Here is a 20594-nt window from a genome sequence, read left to right on the forward strand (position 1 = left end):
AAACACGCTAAACCACCCAAAGCGGACCCACCCTCGCTCAGCCTCGCCTGCCCTCACTCACCCTCGCTCGGCCTCCACCACCGCACGCCCCCTCCGACGCCAAGCCCGCACCCCGAACCCCACGCCCACCAGCGCCACAACCCCCACCAACAGCACCGAATCCGGCACCGCCCTGCCCACTCCGCCAGCCCACTGCTCCACAGCGAACGAGTCGTCCACATCCAGCAGACCAGGCAGCGCAGTAGTCCCGTCATACGCGAGGAAGACCGCACCGAGGGCTACAAAGAAGAGCCCCGACAGGAGCGAGGTCGTATGCAGCTCGAAGCGGCCGACCCGGAAGGAACGCCCCCGCAGCCACCTCCGCCGCCCGAGATCGAACCGCTCCCACAGCAGAGCGAGCACGAACAGCGGCACCGCCATCCCCAAGGCGTAGACAGCGAGCAACAGCCCTCCATAAACCGGGCTCCCGCTCACCGCCGCCACCGTGAGGACGGAGCCCAGGATCGGCCCCGCGCAGAATCCGGCGAGGCCGTACACCGCCCCAAGGGCGTACACGGAGACGGCCGTCGTCGGCCGGATACGGCCCGAGAGCTCGGCCATCTTCCGCGAGGCGAACCCCATCCCCACGACCTGCAGCACCCCGAGCGCGATGATCAGCCACCCGGCGACAAGCACCAACTGATCCCGGTGCCCGAAGAAGAACCGCCCCGCCACCGACCCGGCGGCGCCCAGCGGCACGAGCGTCGTCGCGAGACCGGCGTAGAAGATCCCCGTACGAGCGAGGAGCCGCGAGGCCGAGTCGATCGAGTACGCGAAGAAGGCGGGCAGCAACAGCGCACTGCACGGGCTCAGCAGGGCGAGAAGCCCCCCGAGGAACGCCGCGAAGTACCCGACATCGGCGGTCACTTCTTCCCGCCCTTGCCCGAAGCTCCCTTGCCCGAAGCTCCCTTGCCCCCGGCAGCCGCAGCCGCCTGCTCGATCGCCTGGTCGAACACCTCGTCCGGCTGCGCTCCCGAAATGGGCCGCCCGTTGACCAGGAAGGACGGAGTGGACGTCGCCCCCAGGCCGTACGCCTCATCCTGGTCCTTCTTCACCGCCGACTTGGCGGCAGCACTCCCCGCGTCGTCCGAGAAGCGGCCGATGTCCTTGACCCCGGCCTCCTTCGCGAGTTCCTTGAGCCGGTCGCCGCCGAACCCCTTCTCCTTGGAGCCCTCCGCGTACGCTGCCGCGTGGAACTGCCAGAAGCGCCCTTGCTCACCGGCCGCCCACGCGCCACGCGCCGCCGAATCGGAGTCCGCGCCGAAGATGGGGAAGTTGCGCCATTCGATGCGCAGGGTGCCGTCGTCAACGTACTTCTTCACCAGGCCCGGCTCGGTGTCGCGGGCGAACTTCCCGCAGTAGCCGCACTTGAAGTCGGCGTACTCGATCAGTACGACCGGCGCGTCCGCGCGCCCCTGGGCGAGCGGGTCCTCGGCGTCGCGCCGGGCGAGCTCGGCAAGCTCCGGGTAGACGCCGGCCTGCGGATCGGCGGAGACGTCCGCGGCGGGCTCCTCCTTGGCGGTGAGCGACGAGGGCTCGTCGGGCCGGGTGGCGCTGTATGAAGCGGCGCCGAGCAACAGCGCGGCAAGGGCCACCCCGGCCCCGATAGCGATGTTCTTCTTGCTGGACTTGCTGGTCTTACTGGACTTGCTGGACTTGCTGGGCCTGTCGGACTTCTTGGGCATAGCTGTGCGTTTCTCCTGTTGCGTACGTCGATCAAGGGACCCCTGGCAAAGACAGGGGTCTCCTAGACGCGCAGAACGGAGAGTTCCATCGGGGAGGGCGGCGCGAGCGCGGGTGGCGCGCGGCCCGGCGCGACGGCGAGCACGGCCTGGTCGGCGCCCCAGGAGCGGGTCTCCGTATGGGCCTCGTACAGAGCAGGGAGCAGTTCGTGTGCCGAACTCGGACGCGGCGGTGCCACCGGACGGCCCCCGCTGTCCTGCTGCCCACCCTTGCCACAGCCGGGCACGCTGTCGAACTCGTGAACGAAGGCTGTCGTCGCGGCTCGCGGCTGCTGCGCCGAAGCGGTGGACGCGACGGCGGCGGGCCCGCACAACACCCCGAGCACGACAAGCAGCACCCCGAAGAGGGGGCACCACGACAGACGCGCACGGGACGACATGCCCGGAATCGTACGTGCCAAGGCGCCCCGCCAGAGAAATCGGTTCGCCACCTCCGAGCGGCGGGTGAGATCCTGGACGCCGTATGTCTACGCAGCCTGCCCTCACCCTCGACACCCTCGCCCCCCGCCTGTCCGAGCTCTCGCTGCGCGACGAGCACCGGATCGGCCGCCGGCTCGAGGGTGCGCGCCGGATACGCAAACCCGAGGCCCGAGCCGTCGCACTCGCCGAGATCGCGGCGGACCTCGACAGGGCCGCGGCGCGGATGGCCGAGCGGGGCAGCCGCCTGCCCAAGATCACGTACCCGCCTGAGCTGCCGGTCAGCCAGAAGAAGGACGACATCGCCGCGGCGATCCGCGACCACCAGGTCGTGATCGTGGCGGGCGAGACGGGCTCCGGCAAGACCACGCAGATCCCCAAGATCTGCATGGAGCTCGGCCGTGGAGTCCGCGGCATGATCGGGCACACGCAGCCCCGCCGCATCGCCGCCCGCACGGTCGCGGAGCGCGTCGCCGACGAGCTGAACACCCCGCTCGGCGAGGCCGTCGGCTGGAAGGTCCGCTTCACGGACCAGGTGGGCCCTGACACGTACGTGAAGCTGATGACGGACGGCATCCTGCTGGCCGAGGTCCAGACGGACCGCGAGCTGCGCGCGTACGACACGATCATCATCGACGAAGCCCATGAGCGGTCGCTCAACATCGACTTCTTGCTCGGCTATCTCGCCCAGCTGCTGCCCAGGCGCCCGGACCTGAAGGTCGTCATCACCTCGGCGACCATCGACCCGGAGCGGTTCTCGCGGCACTTCGGGGACGCGCCGATCGTCGAGGTCAGCGGCCGTACGTATCCGGTCGAGGTCCGATATCGCCCGCTCCTCGAAGAGGATGCCGACGACAGCGACCGCGATCAGATCACCGCGATCACCGACGCCGTCGAGGAGCTCCAGGGCGAGGGCAAGGGCGACATCCTCGTCTTCCTCTCCGGAGAGCGCGAGATCCGGGACACGGCGGACGCGCTGAACAAGAAGAACTATCGGTTCACGGAAGTCCTGCCCCTCTACGCCCGCCTCTCGCACGCCGAGCAGCACCGCGTCTTCCAGCAGCACACAGGCCGACGCATCGTCCTCGCCACGAACGTCGCCGAGACCTCCCTCACCGTCCCGGGCATCAAGTACGTCATCGACCCCGGCACGGCCCGCATCTCGCGCTACAGCCACCGTACGAAGGTGCAGCGGCTTCCCATCGAGGCGATCAGCCAGGCCAGCGCCAACCAGCGCAAGGGCCGCTGCGGCCGTACGTCGGACGGCATCTGCATCCGCCTGTACAGCGAGGACGACTTCGTCGCGCGCCCCGAGTTCACGGACCCGGAAATCCTCCGGACGAACCTCGCATCGGTCATCCTCCAGATGACGGCGGCCGGGCTCGGCGACATCGAGAAGTTCCCCTTCATCGACCCGCCGGACCACCGCAACATCCGCGACGGCGTCCAGCTCCTCCAGGAACTGGGCGCGTTGGACCCGACGCAGAAGGACCCGAAGAAGCGCCTCACCCAGGAGGGCCGCAAGCTGGCCCAGCTGCCGGTGGACCCGCGCCTGGCCCGGATGGTCCTGGAGGCCGACAAGAACGGCTGCGTACGCGAGGTCATGGTGATCGCCGCCGCGCTCTCCATCCAGGACCCGCGCGAGCGCCCCGCCGAGAAGCAGACGCAGGCCGACCAGCAGCACGCGCGCTTCAAGGACGAGACCTCCGACTTCCTGGCCTATCTCAACCTCTGGCGGTACGTCCGCGAGCAGCAGAAGGAGCGCGGCTCGTCCTCGTTCCGCCGGATGTGCAAGTCGGAGTACCTGAACTTCCTGCGAATCCGTGAGTGGCAGGACATCTACACGCAGCTGCGTACGGTCGCCAAGCAGATGGACATCCATCTGAACGAGGACGACGCCCCTGAGCAGCGGGTCCATGTCTCGCTCCTCGCCGGGCTCCTCTCCCACATCGGGATGAAGGACGTGAAGGAGGGCGCGAAGAACGAATATCTGGGCGCCCGTTCCGCCAAGTTCGCCGTCTTCCCCGGTTCGGCGCTCTTCAAGAAGCCCCCGCGCTTCATCATGTCGGCCGAGCTCGTCGAGACCTCGCGTCTCTGGGCCCGCGTCAACGCGAGGATCGAGCCCGAGTGGGTCGAGCCGCTCGCCCAGCATCTGCTCAAGCGCACTTACAGCGAGCCGCACTGGGAGAAGGATGCGGCGGCCGTGATGGCGTACGAGAAGGTCACGCTGTACGGCGTCCCGCTCATCGCCCAGCGCAAGGTGAACTACGGCCGCATCGACGCCGAGGTCTCCCGCGACCTGTTCATCCGCAACGCGCTCGTCGAAGGCGACTGGCGCACGCACCACAAGTTCTTCGCCGCCAACCGCAAGCTCCTCACCGAGGTGGAGGAGCTGGAGCATCGCGCACGGCGCCGCGACATCCTCGTCGACGACGAGACGCTCTTCGACTTCTACGACCAGCGGGTGCCCGAGGACATCGTCTCCGGGGCGCACTTCGACTCCTGGTGGAAGAAGAAGCAGCGGGAGGAGCCCGAGCTGCTCGACTTCGAGCGCTCGATGCTCATCAACGAACGTGCCGGGGACGTCTCGAAGGACGACTATCCCGATACGTGGCGCCAGGGGCCGCTCAAGTTCCAGGTGACGTACCAGTTCGAGCCGGGCGCGGACGCGGACGGCGTCACGGTCCACATCCCGCTGCAGGTCCTGAACCAGGTCACGGCGGACGGCTTCGACTGGCAGATCCCCGGCCTGCGCGAGGAGGTCGTGATCGAGCTGATCCGCTCCCTGCCGAAGCCGATCCGCCGGCACTACGTCCCCGCCCCCAACTACGCGAAGGCGTTCCTGGAGCGGGCGGTGCCTCTTCAGGAGCCGCTGCACGTGACGCTCGCGCGGGAGCTCCAGCGGATGGTCGGCGTCCCCGTCTCACCGGACGACTTCGACCTCACCCGCGTACCGGACCACCTGAAGATCACCTTCCGGATCACCGACGAGCGCCGCAGGAAGCTCTCCGAGGACAAGGATCTGGAGGCGCTGAAGCTCCAGCTCCGCCCGAAGGCCCGCAAGGCGCTCTCGCAGGCGGCGGCCGCCACCGCGGAGAAGACGGGCGGCTCGGCGATCGAGCGGACGGGCCTCACGGACTGGTCCATCGGCTCCCTCAGCCGCGTCTTCGAGACCCGGCGCGCGGGCCAGCCGGTGAAGGCGTACCCAGCGCTCGTGGACGACGGGGACACCGTCTCCGTACGCCTCTTCGACACCGAGGCCGAGCAGCAGCAGGCCATGTGGAAGGGGACGCGCCGCCTCGTCCTGCGCAACATCCCGGTGAATCCGGCCAAGTTCGCGTCGGACAAGCTGACCAACGCGCAGAAGATCGCCCTGTCCGCGAACCCGCACGGTTCCATCCAGGCGCTCTTCGCCGACTGCGCGATGGCCGCGGCCGACAAGCTCATCGCCGACTTCGGCGGTCCCGCCTGGGACGAGGAGTCGTACCGCAAGCTGTACGAGAAGGTGCGCGCCGAGATCGTCGACACCACGGTCCGCACGGTCGGCCAGGTCCAGCAGGTCCTGGCCGCCTGGCAGGCCTGCGAGCGCCGCCTGAAGTCGACGAAGAGCCCGACGCTCCTGGCCAACCTGACGGACGTACGGGCGCAGTTGGACGCCCTCGTCGGCCCCGGCTTCGTCACGGCCACGGGGATCCGCCGCCTCGGGGACCTGATGCGCTACATGGTGGCCGCCGACCGCCGGCTCCAGCAGATGCCGACGAACGTCCAGCGGGACACGGCGCGCATGGAGAAGGTCCACGACATGCGGGACGAGTACGCCTGGCTCCTGGAGCAGCTTCCGCAGGGGCGCCCCGTCCCCCAGGAGGTGCTCGACATCCGCTGGATGCTGGAGGAGCTCCGGGTCAGCTACTTCGCGCACGCGCTCGGCACGGCGTACCCCGTCTCGGACAAGCGGATCGTGAAGGCGATCGACGCGGTGGCGCCGTAACGACCCCCTCACACAGAGCGAGTTCGACCGGCGCCCTCGGCCTGCTGTAGAGTCTCGTTTCGCAGCGCAACGCAGCAACAAGCGCCGCAAAGCAAGGTCCTGTGGAGCAGTTTGGAGTGCTCGCCACCCTGTCAAGGTGGAGGCCGCGGGTTCAAATCCCGTCAGGACCGCAGTGGAGTGAGGGGCCGCATCCGGCAAGGATGCGGCCCCTACTCGTATGCCCACACGCACACCCCGTCAAGGTGGAGGCCTCGCCCGCGGCGCAGCCGCACTCGGCGAACGAGTGCGGCCCTTCTTGCGTACGCCGGCGGGCCGTACCCCTTACGGGCGCGGCCCGTTGTCGTTCCCGCCATCTTGACTGCGTCACATTCCGCCGGTACCCAGACATCAGGGAAGCGGGCGGGACCGCTCCCCACCGGGAGGCGGCACATGACGGCTTCGGCGGAATCTGTACGGCACGAGACGCGCGCCCTGCTGCGCGCCCACCTCTCCGCGGCGACGGGCTACCGCCACCTGACCCGGCACTGCCCGATCTGCCACCGGCTCGAGCGGCTCGCCCTGGAGGCCTCTCCTGCCGCCCAGGGAGCCCGCGAGGGCAGCCGTGAGGGCGACTGCGCGACGAGCGAGGACGAAAGTCCCCCTGACGCGTGACCAACGCCGCCCCGCGACCCTCCTCTGTGGTGGGAGGCTGAGAGGGAAGGACGTCGTGCGCACGGAACCAACTCCCCCGCAGGGGACGGGTTCCGCTCGGGTTCCGCACGGATTCCCCTCTAGCTCAGAGGCATCACCGGCAACAAGGCTCACGACGTGTGACGGGTGTCACCGGACCAGTTCTGAAAACCCCGGAACTTACCCCCGTCTTACAACAGGTCAATTTAATATGTGCAATTGCACCATCCCGCACAGCGTCCGCCGGGGCCGCACAAGGGTGATCCCGAGGCCCCGCCACGGCGCCGCCCCAGCACCCCTCAGAGACCAACAAGCCCGCCCACAGGGGCGCTCACCAGCACCTCCAGGGCGCACAAAAAAGATCGCGCTGGACCCGGCGGAGTCCAACGCGATCGAAACGACGCACCCATGAGGCTCAGGCGTGGGGCCCGTTGGGGCGGGACCCTCGTCGCGTGTAGCTGAAGATCGGACGGTGCGGCCGGGTTGGGGGACCCGACAACGGTCGTACTTTTCGTCCGAGTACTGCGGTTATGCGGTAATTCAGGCCTCGCTGCGCTGCTGCGGGATACCCGCGAGCAGTGCGCGGACCTCAGCCTCGCGGTAACGGCGATGCCCGCCGAGCGTGCGAATCGACGTGAGCTTGCCAGCCTTGGCCCAGCGCGTCACCGTCTTGGGGTCGACGCGGAACATCGTGGCAACCTCAGCCGGGGTCAGCAGCGGCTCGGCATCAGGGGTGCGAGCGGTCATGAGCGGCCTCCTCGGAGAACCGAACCTTCTCGGTTCATTCCTCTAAATTCTGCACCTTGACCCGCGTTGCCCGAAATGGCGGACGCGAGTCGAGTCGGTTATAGGACGAACGGCTTGTCTTCGGCACTACAACTACACCATCCGTCCAGCCACGTCGGCCAAACCGATGGAATTGCCCTCCCAGGTGTCTATCAGCGACGGAAGCCGATGGACCATGCCATAGCGGACAGTCACGCCACAGTGACGATCAGTCACAGAGCGATCAGGAGTCAACAGACTTCTCATAGCGTGCAATACCGAGCATTCCGGCCGTACATGGACGGAAGGAGCCCTCCCCGGACTCCTTGTCCTATTTTGGCACGAGGAAGGGTGATGGGCGCAAGGGCGCGGTAAGTGCGGTCCGTCACGCTTGAGACAAAAGCCCGGATCAGGACCTACGTCCCGTGTAGGCGGCACGTAGGGGTGACCTACGCACGGCCCCGCTGACGTCAGTTCGAGAACTGACGGTCCCGGACCGCCCTCCATCGCTCCATGAGCCTCGCATACGCCTCGCCGGCCCCGTCTCCGTCGCCGCCCCGCAGCGCCTCGATTCCCTCCGCCACGTCCGCCGCCGAGTGGTCCTCGTCGAGCTGCTCGTCGGACAGGGCGTGTACGAGCCCGCCGTAGTCGAGCTCGACCAGGGAGCGCGGATGGAACTCCTCCAGCCACCGCCCCACGTCCAGGAGCCCATCGACGAGCGGCCCGTCGTCGATCGCGTCCCGCAGCGTCCTGAGGCCACGGGCCACCCGGCGCCGCGCCTGCACCATCGGCGTCCGGTAGCGCAGGACGGGCGCGCAGACCGCCGCCGCATCGCCCTCCTCGCCCTCCTGGCCCCCTGCGCCCTCTTCGCCCCCCGCCTCGTAACCCTTCTCGTACTGCCGCTCCTCGTCCGCGACGAGCACGAACCAGTTCAGCGGCACCTCCCACGTCGACGTACGGATCCAGGGACGCGCGTCCGGATTGCGGACGAGCCAGCGTTCGTAGTCCGCGGTCGTCTGGCGGCGCACCACCGGCGGCAGGACCGCGTCGAGCACCGGTGTCGGCAGCTGCCCCGGCAGCTCCCCCAGGGCCTGCCAGCCGCGCAGCCGGGTGCGCCACGGGCAGACGCACACCACCCCGTCGGCCTCCACCACGAACGCGTCGCTGCTCTCGTGCACCGGCACCGGGATGGGCGGCGTGGGCAGCAAGTCGGCCAGGGAGCGCCGGAGTTCGTCCTGGTACGAGGGGCGGTCGGGGCGGCGGGCGTAGCGAGCCCAGTGGCCGCGCTCGGGCTCCGGGAAGGCAGCCAGCGGTTCATACACACGCAAGTAGGACGCGTACGGGACGATCAACGAAGACACCTTGGGCACGGCTGCTCCCTCCCCCGGGTACCGGCTGGAAAACACTGCAAATCGTGCCATGGCCGAACTCCGCCGTACTCCTGACCGCACCGGGAGAGGGTGATCCTCGGCACTGCGCGGCCACCGGGTTCTCCCAGGCTCTAGTCTCAAGCCCATCGGGCCCCGCCACCCGCACGGGCGCCCGCCCAACCGCCGCTACTTGACCGGGAGTCACCACAGTGACCGAAGCAGACAACGGCGTCCTGCACACCCTGTTCCACTCGGACCAGGGGGGACATGAGCAAGTAGTGCTCTGCCAGGACCGTGCCAGCGGCCTCAAGGCCGTCATCGCCATCCACTCCACCGCCCTGGGCCCGGCCCTCGGCGGCACCCGCTTCTACCCCTACGCGTCAGAGGAAGCCGCCGTCGCCGACGCGCTGAACCTCGCGCGCGGGATGTCGTACAAGAACGCCATGGCCGGCCTCGACCACGGCGGCGGCAAGGCCGTGATCATCGGGGACCCCGAGCAGATCAAGAGCGAGGAGCTGCTCCTCGCCTACGGGCGCTTCGTGGCCTCGCTCGGCGGTCGCTACGTGACGGCGTGCGATGTCGGTACGTACGTCGCCGACATGGACGTCGTCGCACGTGAGTGCCGCTGGACGACAGGACGCTCCCCCGAGAACGGCGGCGCGGGCGACTCCTCCGTGCTCACCGCCTTCGGTGTCTTCCAGGGCATGAGGGCCTCGGCTCAGCACCTGTGGGGCGACCCGTCACTGCGCGGCCGCAAGGTCGGCGTCGCGGGCGTCGGCAAGGTCGGCCACCACCTCGTGGAGCACCTCCTTCAGGACGGCGCCGAGGTCGTGATCACCGACGTACGCGAGGACTCCGTACGCCGCATCACCGACAAGCACCCGTCCGTGACCGCCGTCGCCGACACCGAGGCGCTGATCCGCGTCGAGGGCCTCGACGTCTACGCCCCGTGCGCGCTCGGCGGCGCCCTGAACGACGACTCCGTGCCGGTGCTCACCGCCAAGGTGGTCTGCGGCGCCGCCAACAACCAGCTCGAGCACCCCGGCGTGGAGAAGGACCTCGCGGACCGCGGCATCCTCTACGCGCCCGACTACGTGGTGAACGCGGGCGGCGTGATCCAGGTCGCCGACGAGCTGCACGGCTTCGACTTCGACCGGTGCAAGACCAAGGCGTCCAAGATCTTCGACACCACTCTTGCCATATTCGCTCGCGCAAAGGAAGACGGCATTCCGCCGGCCGCCGCGGCCGACAGGATCGCCGAGCAGCGGATGGCGGAGGCCCGCCGCCGCTGACCCCTGACGTGCCGCGAAGAGGGCCCCGCCGACGCCCGTGAGAGACAAGACTCACCCCCGTCGGCGGGTCGCCCGGCAAGAAGAGGTTAAAATCGCAGTTGACCAGCGAGGACAGGGCTCCTCGCCGGTTCTGCGCCTAGGCGCGTCCTGCGGGCGACGTACCGTATGGCCGCAGGAGCAGGTACCGTGGAAGCCCTACGGACCGGCCTCTCCACGGAGAGTCCGTTCCTGATCATGAACGCGTGTCAAGACTCTGGGGTCACCAAGCCCCATATCCGAGGGGGTCGAGCCATGGGGCGCGGCCGGGCAAAGGCCAAGCAGACGAAGGTCGCCCGCCAGCTGAAGTACAGCAGCGGCGGGACTGACCTCTCGCGTCTGGCCAATGAGCTGGGCGCTTCGACTTCGCAACAGCCGCCGAACAGCGAGCCGTTCGAAGACGACGACGAGGAAGAAGACGACCCGTACGCCCAGTACGCGGATCGCTATAACGACGACGATGACGAGGACTCTTCCGATGAGTCCGGTTCTTCGCCGCAGCGCCGCGGCGCTTGACCTCGTTGCATTCGCAGCACTTGCAGTATTCGCAGTTCTCGTAGCAACTGCACTTCACCCGGTCCGGGGTGGTCATCACGCCGGACCGGGTTTTGTGCTGCTCTCGTAAGCGGCTCATCGGCCTACTTGGAGGCGTATTTAATTTGAATACGTACCGATCAGCGCCGCGCCGTCCGCGTGGTCGCCGCGCTCCGTGATCTCACCGGCGATCCAGGCCTCCACGCCACGGTCCGCGAGGGTCGCGAGGGCCGCGTCGGCGGACTCCTCGGGGACGATCGCCATCATGCCGACGCCCATGTTCAGCGTCTTCTCCAGCTCCAGGCGCTCGACCTGACCGGCCTTGCCGACGACGTCGAAGACCGCGCCGGGCGTCCACGTCGCGCGGTCGACGATCGCGTGCAGACCGTCCGGGATGACCCGGCCCAGGTTCGCCGCGAGGCCGCCGCCCGTGATGTGGCTGAAGGCGTGGACGTCCGTGGTGCGGGTGAGCGCCAGGCAGTCCAGGGAGTAGATCTTGGTGGGCTCCAGGAGCTCCTCGCCGAGCGTGCGGCCGAACTCCTCGACCCGGCGGTCCAGGGACCAGCCCGCGCGATCGAAGACCACGTGCCGGACGAGCGAGTACCCGTTCGAGTGAAGACCCGAGGACGCCATGGCGATGACCGCGTCACCCTTACGGATGCGATCGGGGCCGAGCACACGGTCGGCCTCGACCGCGCCCGTGCCGGCGCCCGCGACATCGAAGTCGTCCGGGCCGAGCAGGCCCGGGTGTTCGGCCGTCTCGCCGCCGATGAGGGCGCAGCCCGCGAGCACACAGCCCTCGGCGATGCCCTTCACGATGGCGGCGACACGCTCGGGGTGGACCTTGCCGACACAGATGTAGTCGGTCATGAAGAGCGGCTCGGCGCCGCACACCACGATGTCGTCCATGACCATCGCCACGAGGTCGTGGCCGATGGTGTCGTACACGCCGAGCTGGCGGGCGAGGTCGACCTTCGTGCCGACGCCGTCGGTGGCGGAGGCGAGCAGCGGGCGCTCGAAGCGCTTGAGGGCGGAGGCGTCGAAGAGTCCGGCGAAGCCGCCGATGCCGCCGAGGACCTCGGGGCGCTTCGTCTTCTTCACCCACTCCTTCATCAGCTCGACGGCGCGGTCGCCCGCTTCGATGTCTACGCCTGCGGCTGCGTAGCTGGCACCAGTGGTCTCAGGCATGGTGATTGAGAGCTTTCGTGTCGTTACTACGGGTGGCTTACGGGCGACGGATCGCGTCGGCCGCAGCGGTGGACGCCGGACCGGCGGCCAGCTCCGTCTCCAGGAGCTGCTTGCCGAGCAGCTCGGGGTCGGGAAGGTCCATCGGGTACACGCCGTCGAAGCAGGCGCGGCACAGGTTCGGCTTGTCGATGGTCGTGGCCTCGATCATGCCGTCGATGGAGATGTACGAGAGCGAGTCGGCGCCCATGGACTTGGCGATCTCGTCGATCGTCATGCCGTTGGCGATGAGCTCGGCGCGGGTCGCGAAGTCGATGCCGAAGAAGCAGGGCCACTTCACGGGGGGAGAGGAGATCCGGATGTGGATCTCGGCGGCTCCGGCCTCGCGGAGCATCTTGACCAGGGCGCGCTGGGTGTTGCCGCGCACGATCGAGTCGTCGACGACGACAAGACGCTTGCCCTTGATGACTTCCTTGAGCGGATTCAGCTTCAGACGGATGCCCAGCTGGCGGATCGTCTGCGAGGGCTGGATGAAGGTCCGGCCGACGTAGGCGTTCTTGACGAGGCCGACGCCGAAGGGGATGCCGGAGGCTTCCGCGTAACCGACCGCGGCGGGTGTCCCGGACTCCGGCGTCGCTATGACGAGATCGGCTTCGGCGGGAGCTTCCTCGGCGAGTTTCCGGCCCATCTCGACGCGCGAGAGGTAGACGTTCCGGCCCGCGATGTCCGTGTCGGGGCGCGCCAGATAGACGTACTCGAAGACACAACCCTTGGGCTTCGCTTCCGCGAATCGGGACGTTCGCAGTCCGTTCTCGTCGATCGCGATGAACTCGCCGGGCTCGACCTCGCGGACGAAGCTCGCACCGCAGATGTCGAGCGCGGCGGACTCCGACGCGACGACCCAGCCACGCTCCAGACGGCCGAGGACCAGCGGGCGGATTCCCTGCGGGTCGCGGGCCGCGTACAGCGTGTGCTCGTTCATGAAGACGAGGGAGAAGGCGCCCTGCACGTCCGGGAGGACCTTGCCGGCGGCTTCTTCGATGGTCAGCGGCTTGCCGTCGTCGTCCACCTGGCCCGCGAGGAGAGCCGTCACCAGATCGGTGTCGTTGGTCGCCGCGACCTGGGTCGCGCGGCCGTTCTCCTGGGGCAGCTCGGCGACCATCTCGGCGAGCTGGGCCGTATTGACGAGGTTGCCGTTGTGCCCGAGCGCGATGGAGCCGTGCGCGGTGGCACGGAACGTCGGCTGGGCGTTCTCCCAGACGGAGGCCCCGGTGGTCGAGTAGCGGGCGTGACCGACCGCGATATGACCCCGGAGCGAGCTGAGAGAGGTTTCGTCGAAGACCTGGGAAACGAGCCCCATGTCCTTGAAGACAAGGATCTGGGAGCCGTTGCTGACCGCGATTCCCGCGGATTCCTGGCCTCGATGCTGGAGGGCGTACAGCCCGAAGTAAGTGAGCTTGGCGACCTCTTCACCCGGAGCCCAGACACCGAAGACGCCACAAGCGTCCTGGGGGCCTTTCTCACCGGGGAGCAGATCATGATTGAGTCGACCGTCACCACGTGGCACGGCACCGAGTGTAGGCGAGATCGACCACTGGTCCGAATTGGGGATACGGGCCCCGCACGGAGCGTAATCATGCTGCCGTTGCGTACGGGGAGTGCTACGCCCTTGTGAACAGGTGAGCGGAAGCGTTGACGGGGGCGGGTGGGCCCGTGAAACTCCTGGTCCATGCCCCAGCAGCCCCTCGGTGACCCGACGGTCACCCTTGTGGAGCGCCGCCACGTAGACCTGGTCCGTGTCGCGAGCGCGCTCTGTCGCTGCCCTGCCTGAGCTCACCCTCCGTCTCACTTCTTCACGACTCCGGGTACGTGGCGCTGCCGCGCCGTGCCCCGTTCAGGAGCGCAGCCATGTCCTCGACGTCTTCGCACCACCAGTCCGCCCACCAGTCCGCTCTGTCCCGTCGCGCCTTCGGGGGCGCCGTGGGAGCCGGTGCCGCCGCCGCGGTGGGTCTGCCCGCCACGGCGGAGGCCCGGGAGCAGCCCTTCCGTGCGGCTCCGCGCCGCGGCGCCAAGCGGCCCAACATCCTCTTCATCCTCGGCGACGACCTCGGCTGGGCCGATCTCTCCTCCTACGGGTCTCCGCACATCAAGACCCCGAACCTGGACCGCCTCGCACGCCAGGGCGTGCGCTTCACCGACGCCTACTCCGGGTCCGCGACCTGCTCACCGACCCGATTCAGCCTCTACACGGGGCGCTTTCCGGGGCGTACGAAGGGCGGGCTCGCGGAGCCGATAGCGGACAAGTCGGCCGGGCTCGAACCGACACATCCCACGCTCGCCTCGCTGCTGCGGGACACCGGGTACGCGACCGCGCTCATCGGCAAGTGGCACTGCGGCTACCTGCCGGAGTACTCGCCGACGAAGTCGGGCTGGGACGAGTTCTTCGGGAACTTCGGCGGGGCCCTGGAGTACTACTCGAAGCTGGGACTCGGCGGTGAGTACGACCTCTATGAGGGGGATGTGCGGGAGGGTGACGCCGAGTACAAGGACCTGCGCTACTACACGCGCATCCTGACCGAGCGGGCGAGCGAGTACGTCCAGCGGGACCACGGCGACCAGCCCTGGCTGCTCAATCTGAACTTCACCACCCCGCACTGGCCGTGGATCGCGGACGGGGACACGGAGGAGAGCGCCGAGATCGTACGGAGGATCAAGGCGGGCGAGAAGGGTGCGCTCTGGCACCAGGACGGCGGCTCCGTCGAGAAGTACACGGAGCTGGTCCAGGATCTCGACCGGTCGGTCGGTGAGGTCCTGAAGGCCCTGAAGAAGTCCGGGCAGGAGAAGGACACCCTGGTCTTCTTCGCCTCCGACAACGGCGGCGAGCGCTTCTCGTACAACTGGCCCCTCTCGGGCAACAAGGCCTCGCTCCAGGAGGGCGGCATCCGGGTGCCGACCATCGTGCGGTGGCCCGCGCGACTCGACGGCGGACAGGTCAGCCACGAGCCCGTGTTCACCCCGGACTGGACTGCGACGCTGCTCGAGATCGGCGGGGCACGGCCGGATCCCGCGTACAAGCTGGACGGGACCAGCCTCGCGCCCTATCTCCTGAAGGGCGAGGAGCTTGCCGAGCGGGAGCTGTTCTGGCGGGTGCGCGGGGAGCGGGCGCTGCGGCGCGGGGAGTGGAAGTACTACCGGGGCAAGGGCGGCGGCGACCAGCTCTTCAACCTCGCGGCGGATCAGCGGGAGCAGGCCGACCGGGCGCCGGACGAGCCGAAGCTCCTTGCCGAGCTGAAGGCGGCCTGGGAGAAGACGGACAAGGGACTGCTGCCGTACCCCGCTGCCTGAGCGAGCGTTCTGGCTTTCCGGCTTTCTGGCTATCTGGCTTTCGGCTTTCTGCCTGAACTGAGCCTTAAGCGCGCCCTAAGAAGCCTTCCCGGGGGTTCGCGCGGGCCGATGTGATCGCTAACGTGCCTCGCGCGCGCCCAAGTTGATCTACAGGTCCGCGCGAACCCCCCACTCGGAAGGTCCCCCATGAAGCCGTCCCCGCGCCTCTGCCTCATACCGGCAGCCGTGGCCGCCGCCCTGACCGCTGCCGCCGCCGCTCCCGCGCCCGCCGCCGACGAGCCGGAGCGGCGCGTCCAGGTGGCCATGGTGAACTTCACGGACAGCCGGATCCCGGACGCGGGCAAGCTGGAAACCGCCCTGAAGGACAACTACTTCGGCGGCAGCGGCTCCCTCACCTCGTACTACAACGAAGTCACCGGCGGCGCGACCACCTTCAAGGCCGCCGGGGGCGACGGGGTCACCGGGCCCGTGGACATCGACCTCGCGGCCACCGGCTGCGACACCGGCAAGATCAACGACCTGACGCGCAAGGCCCTCGCCGCGAAGGGCGTACCCGAGGACAGCTACGACCACCTGTCGCTCGTCTTCCCCTCGGAGAAGGCCGGCTGCGACTGGCTCGCGCTCGGTACCGTCGGCGGCGGCACCACCTGGATGCCCATCGGCGCCGACGGCAAGATGTCGATGACGGCCCTGGTCCACGAGTTCGGCCACAACTTCGGCTACAGCCACCACATGCGGCTTCGCTGCCCCGAGGGCGACCTCGGCGCGGGCTGTAAGGAGGACGGCACCAGCCACAAGACCCCGATGGGCGGCGGCGGTTGGGAGGCCGGCCTCACCTCGCCCGAGCTGCTTCACAACAAGTGGCTGACGGAGAGTGAAGTCGCGAAGGTCGGCAAGTCGGCGACCTACACGCTGCGTCCGCTGTACGGAAAGGGCAGCGGGGTCCGTGCGCTCGACATTCCGCTGGGCGACGACCGTCTCGTCGTAGAGCTGCGGCACAAGTCAGGCACCCTCGACGGCGAACTCCAGGGTGTGCACGCCTACCGGGTGCCGGACGCGGACTACGCGAAGTCGGCGCTCGTCGACCCGACGCCTGACGCCGACGAGTCCACCGGCGGCGAAGCCCCGGCCGACGCGGACGCCCTCAAGACAGGGGCGACGCTGACGGACAAGGCACGGAAGGTCGAGGTCAAGGTCGTGAAGGCGGGGACGGAATCGGCGACCGTGGCGGTGAGCCTGAACGGGGTGGCGGCCCCGGCGGAGGCCGCGCCCGCCAAGTCCGCGGAGCCCTCCGACGCGGAAGCCGAGGAAGCCGGGGAAGCCGCGGAAACACCCAACGACGCCCGCCCCGAGGGCGGTTCCACCGAGCTCGCCGAGACCGGCGGCGACCCCGACACCACGCTCGCGTACTCCGTCGGCGGTGGCCTGCTGCTCGCGTTCGGCGGCGCGTTCCTGCTGAAGTCCCGTACCAGGGCTACTTCTTCTGGTCGGCGTTCGCGCTGACGACCGTGCCGTCGTCTGCGGTGAGCGAGAGCCCGTGCTGGGACACCTTGTAGCTCACCGTGCCGTCGAAGAGCTCGAGGAGCTTCTTCTCGGTCTCCCCAGCGGCTCCCTGGCACATCATCCGGGTGCTCCGGGGAGCGCCCAGGGTGATCTTTTCGCCCTTCACCTCGGCCTTGGCCGAGACGTTGTTGCAGCCGAGGTTCCCGTGGACGGTGCCGTCCTTGCCGAAGGTCAGATGGGCCTTGCCCGCCACTTCCTTCGGCAGGGACGTCGAGGCCTTGCCGTCACCGATGGCGTTCACGGTCCACTTGGTGCCCGTCAGCGGGGCGTCCGGCTCCGATGCCTCCGACGGCTCCGATGTGAGGGCCACGCGGTCTCCCTTGTCGGTGGTGAGTGTCAGCCTGTCACCGTCGACCGCGGCCTTCAGACCGCCGTTGTCGAGAGCGCGCTTGAGGCTCTCCTCGAAGTCCAGCTTGTCGCAACCCCTCTTGGTGGAGATGGAGTTGGCGAAGTCGACGGTGTCTCCGTCCATCGACACGTCCGCGGAGAAGCCGTTGCAGCCGTAGTTGCCCTCGGCCTTGCCCTTGTCGTCGAACTTCACGTGGGCGTCGGCAGGGGCCTGCTGCTTCTTGCCGTTCACCGTGACGCTCTCGACGTTCCAGTGGACGCCGGTGAGACGCGGCCCGGACCCGACGGACCCGCTGCCTGAGCCGCCGGTCTCGGTGCCGCACGCGGTGAGCAGCCCTGCGGCGGCCAGGGCCATGACGGTCGGGGTCAGTCGCTGCTTCTGCATGTCGGTGTGACGGGACAAGTGGGTGATCTGGTTCCCCTGGCTCCCCCTAGCTCATCACCGGGAGCAGCTCCGCCAGATCCGCCCGCTCCCCGCTCGCGCTGACCTTCGCCGCGTCGAGGGCCGTCTTCCAGTCCGTACGCCCGGTCGCGAGACGGATCCACGTGAGCGGGTCCGTCTCGACGACGTTCGGCGGGGTGCCGCGGGTATGCCGAGGCCCTTCCACGCACTGGACCACGGCGAACGGCGGGATCCGCACCTCGACGGCGCCTCCAGGGGCCTTCACCGCGAGGGCGTCCGCGAGAAGCCGGGTGCAGGCGGCGAGGGCTTGACGGTCGTACGGGACGGTATCCGGGCCCGGCAGTGCCTCGTTCAAGTCGTCGGTGTGGACGATGAGTTCGACGGTACGGGTGACCATGAAATCGTCCAGGGTCATCGCACCGAACCGGGTGGCAAGGAGACGGCCCTCCGTGCTGTCGGGCAGCGCGTCCTCGAAGCCGGCGAGCGTGCGCGCGTACAGCTCGTCGAGGTCCTGGCCCGCGAAGGCCCGCGACGCCTCGTCGATCTGCGCGGCGGCCGAAGCGGTCGCGAACGGCCAGTCGAGCAGGGCCACTTCGCGTGCCGCGGGCTCCGGCACGGCGAGGAATCGGGTGACGGATCCGAGCCCCATGGTGAGGTGCGCGGCCAGCTCGCGGACCGTCCAGCCGCCGAGCCGGGTCGGCAGGGCGAGCTGCTCGGGGTCCAGGGCGAGGACCGCTTCTCGTACGTTCGCGAACTGGGCGAGGACGGAGGTGCGGATCTTGGCGGAGTCGTACGAACGCGTGCGCTTCTTGGCCGGTGGCATGGGCCGAGCCTAATTCGTGCCGGGGTATCCCTGGAGACCCTTTTCCACCTGGTCGAAGACGCGCTCGGTGGCCGCCACGCAGCCCTTGACGATCTCGTCGAGCGGGTCGCCGTCGAGCGTGCGCTGGTGGTTCTCCATGATGAGCGCGTTGCGGGCGCCGATCAGCTGTGCGGCGGCGACCCGCGCGAGGAGCACGTCGCCCGTCTCTTCGGCGAGGGCGTCGGCGAGGAGCCGGACGCTGGACATGTGGAAGCTCACCATGCGGTGCGCCAGCGTCGGCGTCTCGCTGACGAGGTGGCGCACCTTCATCGCGCGCGGGTCACCGCTGAGGCCGATCGAGGGGTCGCGGGCGGCGATCTGCGCCAGGAACACCTCGCGCATCGCGGCGACGGCGGACTCTCCCGGCTTCCGCTCACGCACCGCGCGGGCGGGATCGCCGACGTGCTCCTCCATGGGACTGACGATCACGCCTTCCTTCGTACCGAAGTAGTTGAAGACGGTCATCTTCGACACCTCGGCCGCCTCGGCGATCTCCGCGACGGAGACGTGGTCGAAGCCGCGCTCGGAACAGAGGTCGACCGCCGCCTGCCAGATCCGCGACGCGGTCTGCCTCTTCTTGCGCGCGCGCAGCCCCTGCTCCTCTGTCATGCAGGTCACGGTACCGGGACGACTTCTCCCTCCACCGTGAACGTCTCGCCGTTGGCGGGCACCCCGACCCCACGCCAGCGGAACGGCACACCCCGCGCGGTGTCCAGGTCGGGGCCGTCCATCAGCTGGAAGTGCACATGGGGTTCGGTGGAGTTGCCGGAGTTGCCGCAGCGGGCCATGACCTGTCCGGCCAGGACCTCGTCCCCCGCGCGGACCGCGAGAGAGCCCTGCTGGACATGGGCGTACATGGCGTACGTCCCCGCACCGAGGTCGAGCACGATGTGGTTGCCGACGACGCGGCGGGTGCCGCCGATGGTCCGGCCGACGCCCTCGATCAGCCAGAAGTACAGGACGCCGACGAGGGAACTGCGGCTGAGGTGATCGCGCTGGGTGTCCTCGGCGTGTACGACGGTGGCGTCGGCCACCGCGTGCAGCGGCGCCCCGAAGGCGGGGTAGGCCTGGCCGGGGCGGGCGACGGGCCAGAACCAGACGGGGGCGGGGCGGGCCCCCTTCTCCGGCTCGGCGGTGATGTCGATGGCGTAGGTCTGCCCGAAGCCGTGGGTGCCGTGGCTCGGCACCTTGGTGGCGGGGCTGTTGAGGGCGGACCAGCGGCCGGTGACCGGGGCATCGACCTCGACCGGCGCCGGGGGCGACTTCTCGATCCCGCGGCGGACGGAGCGGGAGTTCACCAGGCTGATGGCGATCGCACCGAGCGCGGGCAGCCAGCTCAGCAAGTAGTTGTACGGCAGGTCCACGAAGAACCTGACGACCATCTGGGCAAAGAAGATCAGCCACAGCAGGTGCTGGACCAGTGCGGCGAACTTGCGTCGGCGTACGGACATGACTTCCCCCTCGTACAGAAACCTCTACAGAAGCGCATACAGAAGCGCATACAGAAACGCGTACAGAAAGCGGTCAGGTCACGGGGCGCGAGGCCGTGAGCACCACCAGCAGCGGCACCACCCGCCCGGCAGGAACCTCGTATCGGCCGCGCTCCGTGGTGTGCAGCCAGCCCGCGCCGGTCAGTTGACGCAGGTGGTGGTAGATCTGGCCGGTCGTGCCCGCGCCCTCGAGCGCGGCGAGCTCGGCGGCGGTGCGCAGGCCGCCGAGGATCTCCCGCAGCAGCCGCAGCCGTACGGGATTGCCGAGCGCGGCGAAGGACTCGGCAGCGTCGGACCAGTCGCCCTCGAACACCGTCTCGGTGAGCAGGCCGTACTGCCACTCGTACCGATGTCCCGTCGGCACGCGCACCGCTCCGGTGAACAGGACGGCGCCGTCCGCGTCATCGGTCACCGGGTGCCGGGCCTTCAGCGCGTCGAGCGCCCAGAAGTCGCCCTCTCCCACGGCGGGCGCGGCCGGGCCCGCGCTCTCCAGCTCCGCCATGCGCCGTTCGAGCTCGGCGACGCGTTGTTCCAGATCCATGCATC

General features: G+C 68.9%; 19 protein-coding genes and 1 tRNA gene. 8 read left to right on the plus strand and 12 right to left on the minus strand.

Translation table 11 applies throughout. The annotated features are described in order from the left end of the window. Window positions 1-57: 57 nt before the first annotated feature. The 3 genes from ACGFSB_RS08070 to ACGFSB_RS08080 form a co-directional block, all read right to left on the minus strand. The gene (locus ACGFSB_RS08070) at window positions 58-906 is read right to left on the minus strand and encodes a cytochrome c biogenesis CcdA family protein (RefSeq protein ID WP_393395905.1); all 849 of its coding nucleotides are present in this window, start codon (window positions 904-906) and stop codon (window positions 58-60) included. After that, complete coding sequence (locus ACGFSB_RS08075; RefSeq protein WP_393395908.1) at window positions 903-1724, minus strand: DsbA family protein; 822 nt, start codon at window positions 1722-1724, stop codon at window positions 903-905. The genes ACGFSB_RS08070 and ACGFSB_RS08075 overlap by 4 nt, the downstream gene beginning before the upstream one ends. 62 nt (window positions 1725-1786) lie before the next feature. Then, window positions 1787-2161, minus strand: a complete 375-nt coding sequence (locus ACGFSB_RS08080) for a hypothetical protein (protein ID WP_393395910.1) — start codon at window positions 2159-2161, stop codon at window positions 1787-1789. 83 nt (window positions 2162-2244) lie between these two features. On the opposite strand from ACGFSB_RS08080, the gene hrpA reads away from it, so the two are divergent. The 3 genes from hrpA (at window position 2245) to ACGFSB_RS08095 (ending at window position 6837) form a co-directional block, all read left to right on the plus strand. Further along, entirely contained in the window at window positions 2245-6186 is a 3942-nt protein-coding gene (gene hrpA / locus ACGFSB_RS08085; protein ID WP_393395913.1) for an ATP-dependent RNA helicase HrpA, read from the plus strand. A 95-nt stretch (window positions 6187-6281) separates the two neighbouring features. After that, window positions 6282-6356 (plus strand) — tRNA-Asp (locus ACGFSB_RS08090). 259 nt (window positions 6357-6615) lie between these two features. Continuing rightward, on the plus strand, window positions 6616-6837 hold the full coding sequence (locus ACGFSB_RS08095; RefSeq protein WP_393395916.1) for a DUF6274 family protein: 222 nt from the start codon (window positions 6616-6618) through the stop codon (window positions 6835-6837). A 558-nt stretch (window positions 6838-7395) separates the two neighbouring features. Here ACGFSB_RS08095 and bldC read toward each other — a convergent pair. Continuing rightward, a complete protein-coding gene (bldC, locus tag ACGFSB_RS08100) occupies window positions 7396-7602 on the minus strand; it encodes a developmental transcriptional regulator BldC (RefSeq protein WP_003949541.1) in 207 nt (68 codons plus the stop codon). Window positions 7603-8090: 488 nt separating this feature from the next. Then, window positions 8091-8990: a hypothetical protein gene (locus tag ACGFSB_RS08105; protein ID WP_393395918.1), complete on the minus strand. Its 900-nt coding sequence runs from the start codon at window positions 8988-8990 to the stop codon at window positions 8091-8093. Between the two features lie 209 nt (window positions 8991-9199). Here ACGFSB_RS08105 and ACGFSB_RS08110 point away from each other — a divergent pair, with 209 nt between their 5' ends. Continuing rightward, window positions 9200-10282, plus strand: coding sequence for a Leu/Phe/Val dehydrogenase (locus ACGFSB_RS08110; RefSeq protein ID WP_393395921.1), 1083 nt, complete (start codon window positions 9200-9202; stop codon window positions 10280-10282). Between the two features lie 291 nt (window positions 10283-10573). After that, complete coding sequence (locus ACGFSB_RS08115) at window positions 10574-10834, plus strand: DUF3073 domain-containing protein (RefSeq protein WP_393395924.1); 261 nt, start codon at window positions 10574-10576, stop codon at window positions 10832-10834. Between the two features lie 138 nt (window positions 10835-10972). On the opposite strand, the gene purM is transcribed toward ACGFSB_RS08115, so the two are convergent. Both purM and purF read right to left on the minus strand, forming a co-directional pair. Then, on the minus strand, window positions 10973-12040 hold the full coding sequence (purM, locus tag ACGFSB_RS08120) for a phosphoribosylformylglycinamidine cyclo-ligase (protein WP_393395926.1): 1068 nt from the start codon (window positions 12038-12040) through the stop codon (window positions 10973-10975). A 37-nt stretch (window positions 12041-12077) separates the two neighbouring features. After that, window positions 12078-13604, minus strand: a complete 1527-nt coding sequence (gene purF / locus ACGFSB_RS08125; protein WP_393395928.1) for an amidophosphoribosyltransferase — start codon at window positions 13602-13604, stop codon at window positions 12078-12080. Between the two features lie 162 nt (window positions 13605-13766). Here purF and ACGFSB_RS08130 point away from each other — a divergent pair, with 162 nt between their 5' ends. The 3 genes from ACGFSB_RS08130 (at window position 13767) to ACGFSB_RS08140 (ending at window position 16885) form a co-directional block, all read left to right on the plus strand. Continuing rightward, window positions 13767-13868 carry a putative leader peptide gene (locus ACGFSB_RS08130; protein WP_393395931.1) on the plus strand — a complete coding sequence of 34 codons (102 nt, stop codon included), beginning with the start codon at window positions 13767-13769 and terminating at the stop codon, window positions 13866-13868. Window positions 13869-13945: 77 nt separating this feature from the next. Beyond that, a complete protein-coding gene (locus ACGFSB_RS08135; protein WP_393395933.1) occupies window positions 13946-15382 on the plus strand; it encodes a sulfatase in 1437 nt (478 codons plus the stop codon). Between the two features lie 186 nt (window positions 15383-15568). After that, complete coding sequence (locus ACGFSB_RS08140) at window positions 15569-16885, plus strand: hypothetical protein (protein ID WP_393395935.1); 1317 nt, start codon at window positions 15569-15571, stop codon at window positions 16883-16885. Here the strand turns inward: ACGFSB_RS08140 and ACGFSB_RS08145 are convergent. The 5 genes from ACGFSB_RS08145 to ACGFSB_RS08165 form a co-directional block, all read right to left on the minus strand. Continuing rightward, on the minus strand, window positions 16857-17678 hold the full coding sequence (locus ACGFSB_RS08145; protein ID WP_393395938.1) for an META domain-containing protein: 822 nt from the start codon (window positions 17676-17678) through the stop codon (window positions 16857-16859). The genes ACGFSB_RS08140 and ACGFSB_RS08145 overlap by 29 nt on opposite strands. A 46-nt stretch (window positions 17679-17724) precedes the next feature. Next, window positions 17725-18519 carry a sterol carrier family protein gene (locus ACGFSB_RS08150; protein WP_393395940.1) on the minus strand — a complete coding sequence of 265 codons (795 nt, stop codon included), beginning with the start codon at window positions 18517-18519 and terminating at the stop codon, window positions 17725-17727. A 9-nt stretch (window positions 18520-18528) separates the two neighbouring features. Further along, a complete protein-coding gene (locus tag ACGFSB_RS08155) occupies window positions 18529-19167 on the minus strand; it encodes a TetR/AcrR family transcriptional regulator (RefSeq protein ID WP_393395943.1) in 639 nt (212 codons plus the stop codon). Window positions 19168-19172: 5 nt separating this feature from the next. Further along, a complete protein-coding gene (locus ACGFSB_RS08160; protein WP_393395946.1) occupies window positions 19173-20009 on the minus strand; it encodes a M23 family metallopeptidase in 837 nt (278 codons plus the stop codon). 73 nt (window positions 20010-20082) lie between these two features. Beyond that, complete coding sequence (locus ACGFSB_RS08165; protein WP_393395948.1) at window positions 20083-20589, minus strand: helix-turn-helix domain-containing protein; 507 nt, start codon at window positions 20587-20589, stop codon at window positions 20083-20085. Between the last annotated feature and the right edge of the window lie 5 nt (window positions 20590-20594).

It is taken from the genome of Streptomyces sp. NPDC048441, assembly GCF_043200235.1.
Classification (GTDB): domain Bacteria; phylum Actinomycetota; class Actinomycetes; order Streptomycetales; family Streptomycetaceae; genus Streptomyces.

Bases quoted from the DNA above. Each gene is read 5' to 3' on its own strand.
- ACGFSB_RS08155 (WP_393395943.1), bottom strand. From the start codon at position 19,167: ATGACAGAGGAGCAGGGGCTGCGCGCGCGCAAGAAGAGGCAGACCGCG.
- ACGFSB_RS08140 (WP_393395935.1), top strand. From the start codon at position 15,569: ATGAAGCCGTCCCCGCGCCTCTGCCTCATACCGGCAGCCGTGGCCGCC.
- ACGFSB_RS08135 (WP_393395933.1), top strand. From the start codon at position 13,946: ATGTCCTCGACGTCTTCGCACCACCAGTCCGCCCACCAGTCCGCTCTG.
- purM (WP_393395926.1), bottom strand. From the start codon at position 12,040: ATGCCTGAGACCACTGGTGCCAGCTACGCAGCCGCAGGCGTAGACATC.
- ACGFSB_RS08160 (WP_393395946.1), bottom strand. From the start codon at position 20,009: ATGTCCGTACGCCGACGCAAGTTCGCCGCACTGGTCCAGCACCTGCTG.
- ACGFSB_RS08145 (WP_393395938.1), bottom strand. From the start codon at position 17,678: ATGCAGAAGCAGCGACTGACCCCGACCGTCATGGCCCTGGCCGCCGCA.
- ACGFSB_RS08115 (WP_393395924.1), top strand. From the start codon at position 10,574: ATGGGGCGCGGCCGGGCAAAGGCCAAGCAGACGAAGGTCGCCCGCCAG.
- ACGFSB_RS08095 (WP_393395916.1), top strand. From the start codon at position 6,616: ATGACGGCTTCGGCGGAATCTGTACGGCACGAGACGCGCGCCCTGCTG.
- ACGFSB_RS08165 (WP_393395948.1), bottom strand. From the start codon at position 20,589: ATGGATCTGGAACAACGCGTCGCCGAGCTCGAACGGCGCATGGCGGAG.
- ACGFSB_RS08075 (WP_393395908.1), bottom strand. From the start codon at position 1,724: ATGCCCAAGAAGTCCGACAGGCCCAGCAAGTCCAGCAAGTCCAGTAAG.
- ACGFSB_RS08130 (WP_393395931.1), top strand. From the start codon at position 13,767: ATGCCCCAGCAGCCCCTCGGTGACCCGACGGTCACCCTTGTGGAGCGC.
- hrpA (WP_393395913.1), top strand. From the start codon at position 2,245: ATGTCTACGCAGCCTGCCCTCACCCTCGACACCCTCGCCCCCCGCCTG.
- ACGFSB_RS08080 (WP_393395910.1), bottom strand. From the start codon at position 2,161: ATGTCGTCCCGTGCGCGTCTGTCGTGGTGCCCCCTCTTCGGGGTGCTG.
- ACGFSB_RS08150 (WP_393395940.1), bottom strand. From the start codon at position 18,519: ATGCCACCGGCCAAGAAGCGCACGCGTTCGTACGACTCCGCCAAGATC.
- bldC (WP_003949541.1), bottom strand. From the start codon at position 7,602: ATGACCGCTCGCACCCCTGATGCCGAGCCGCTGCTGACCCCGGCTGAG.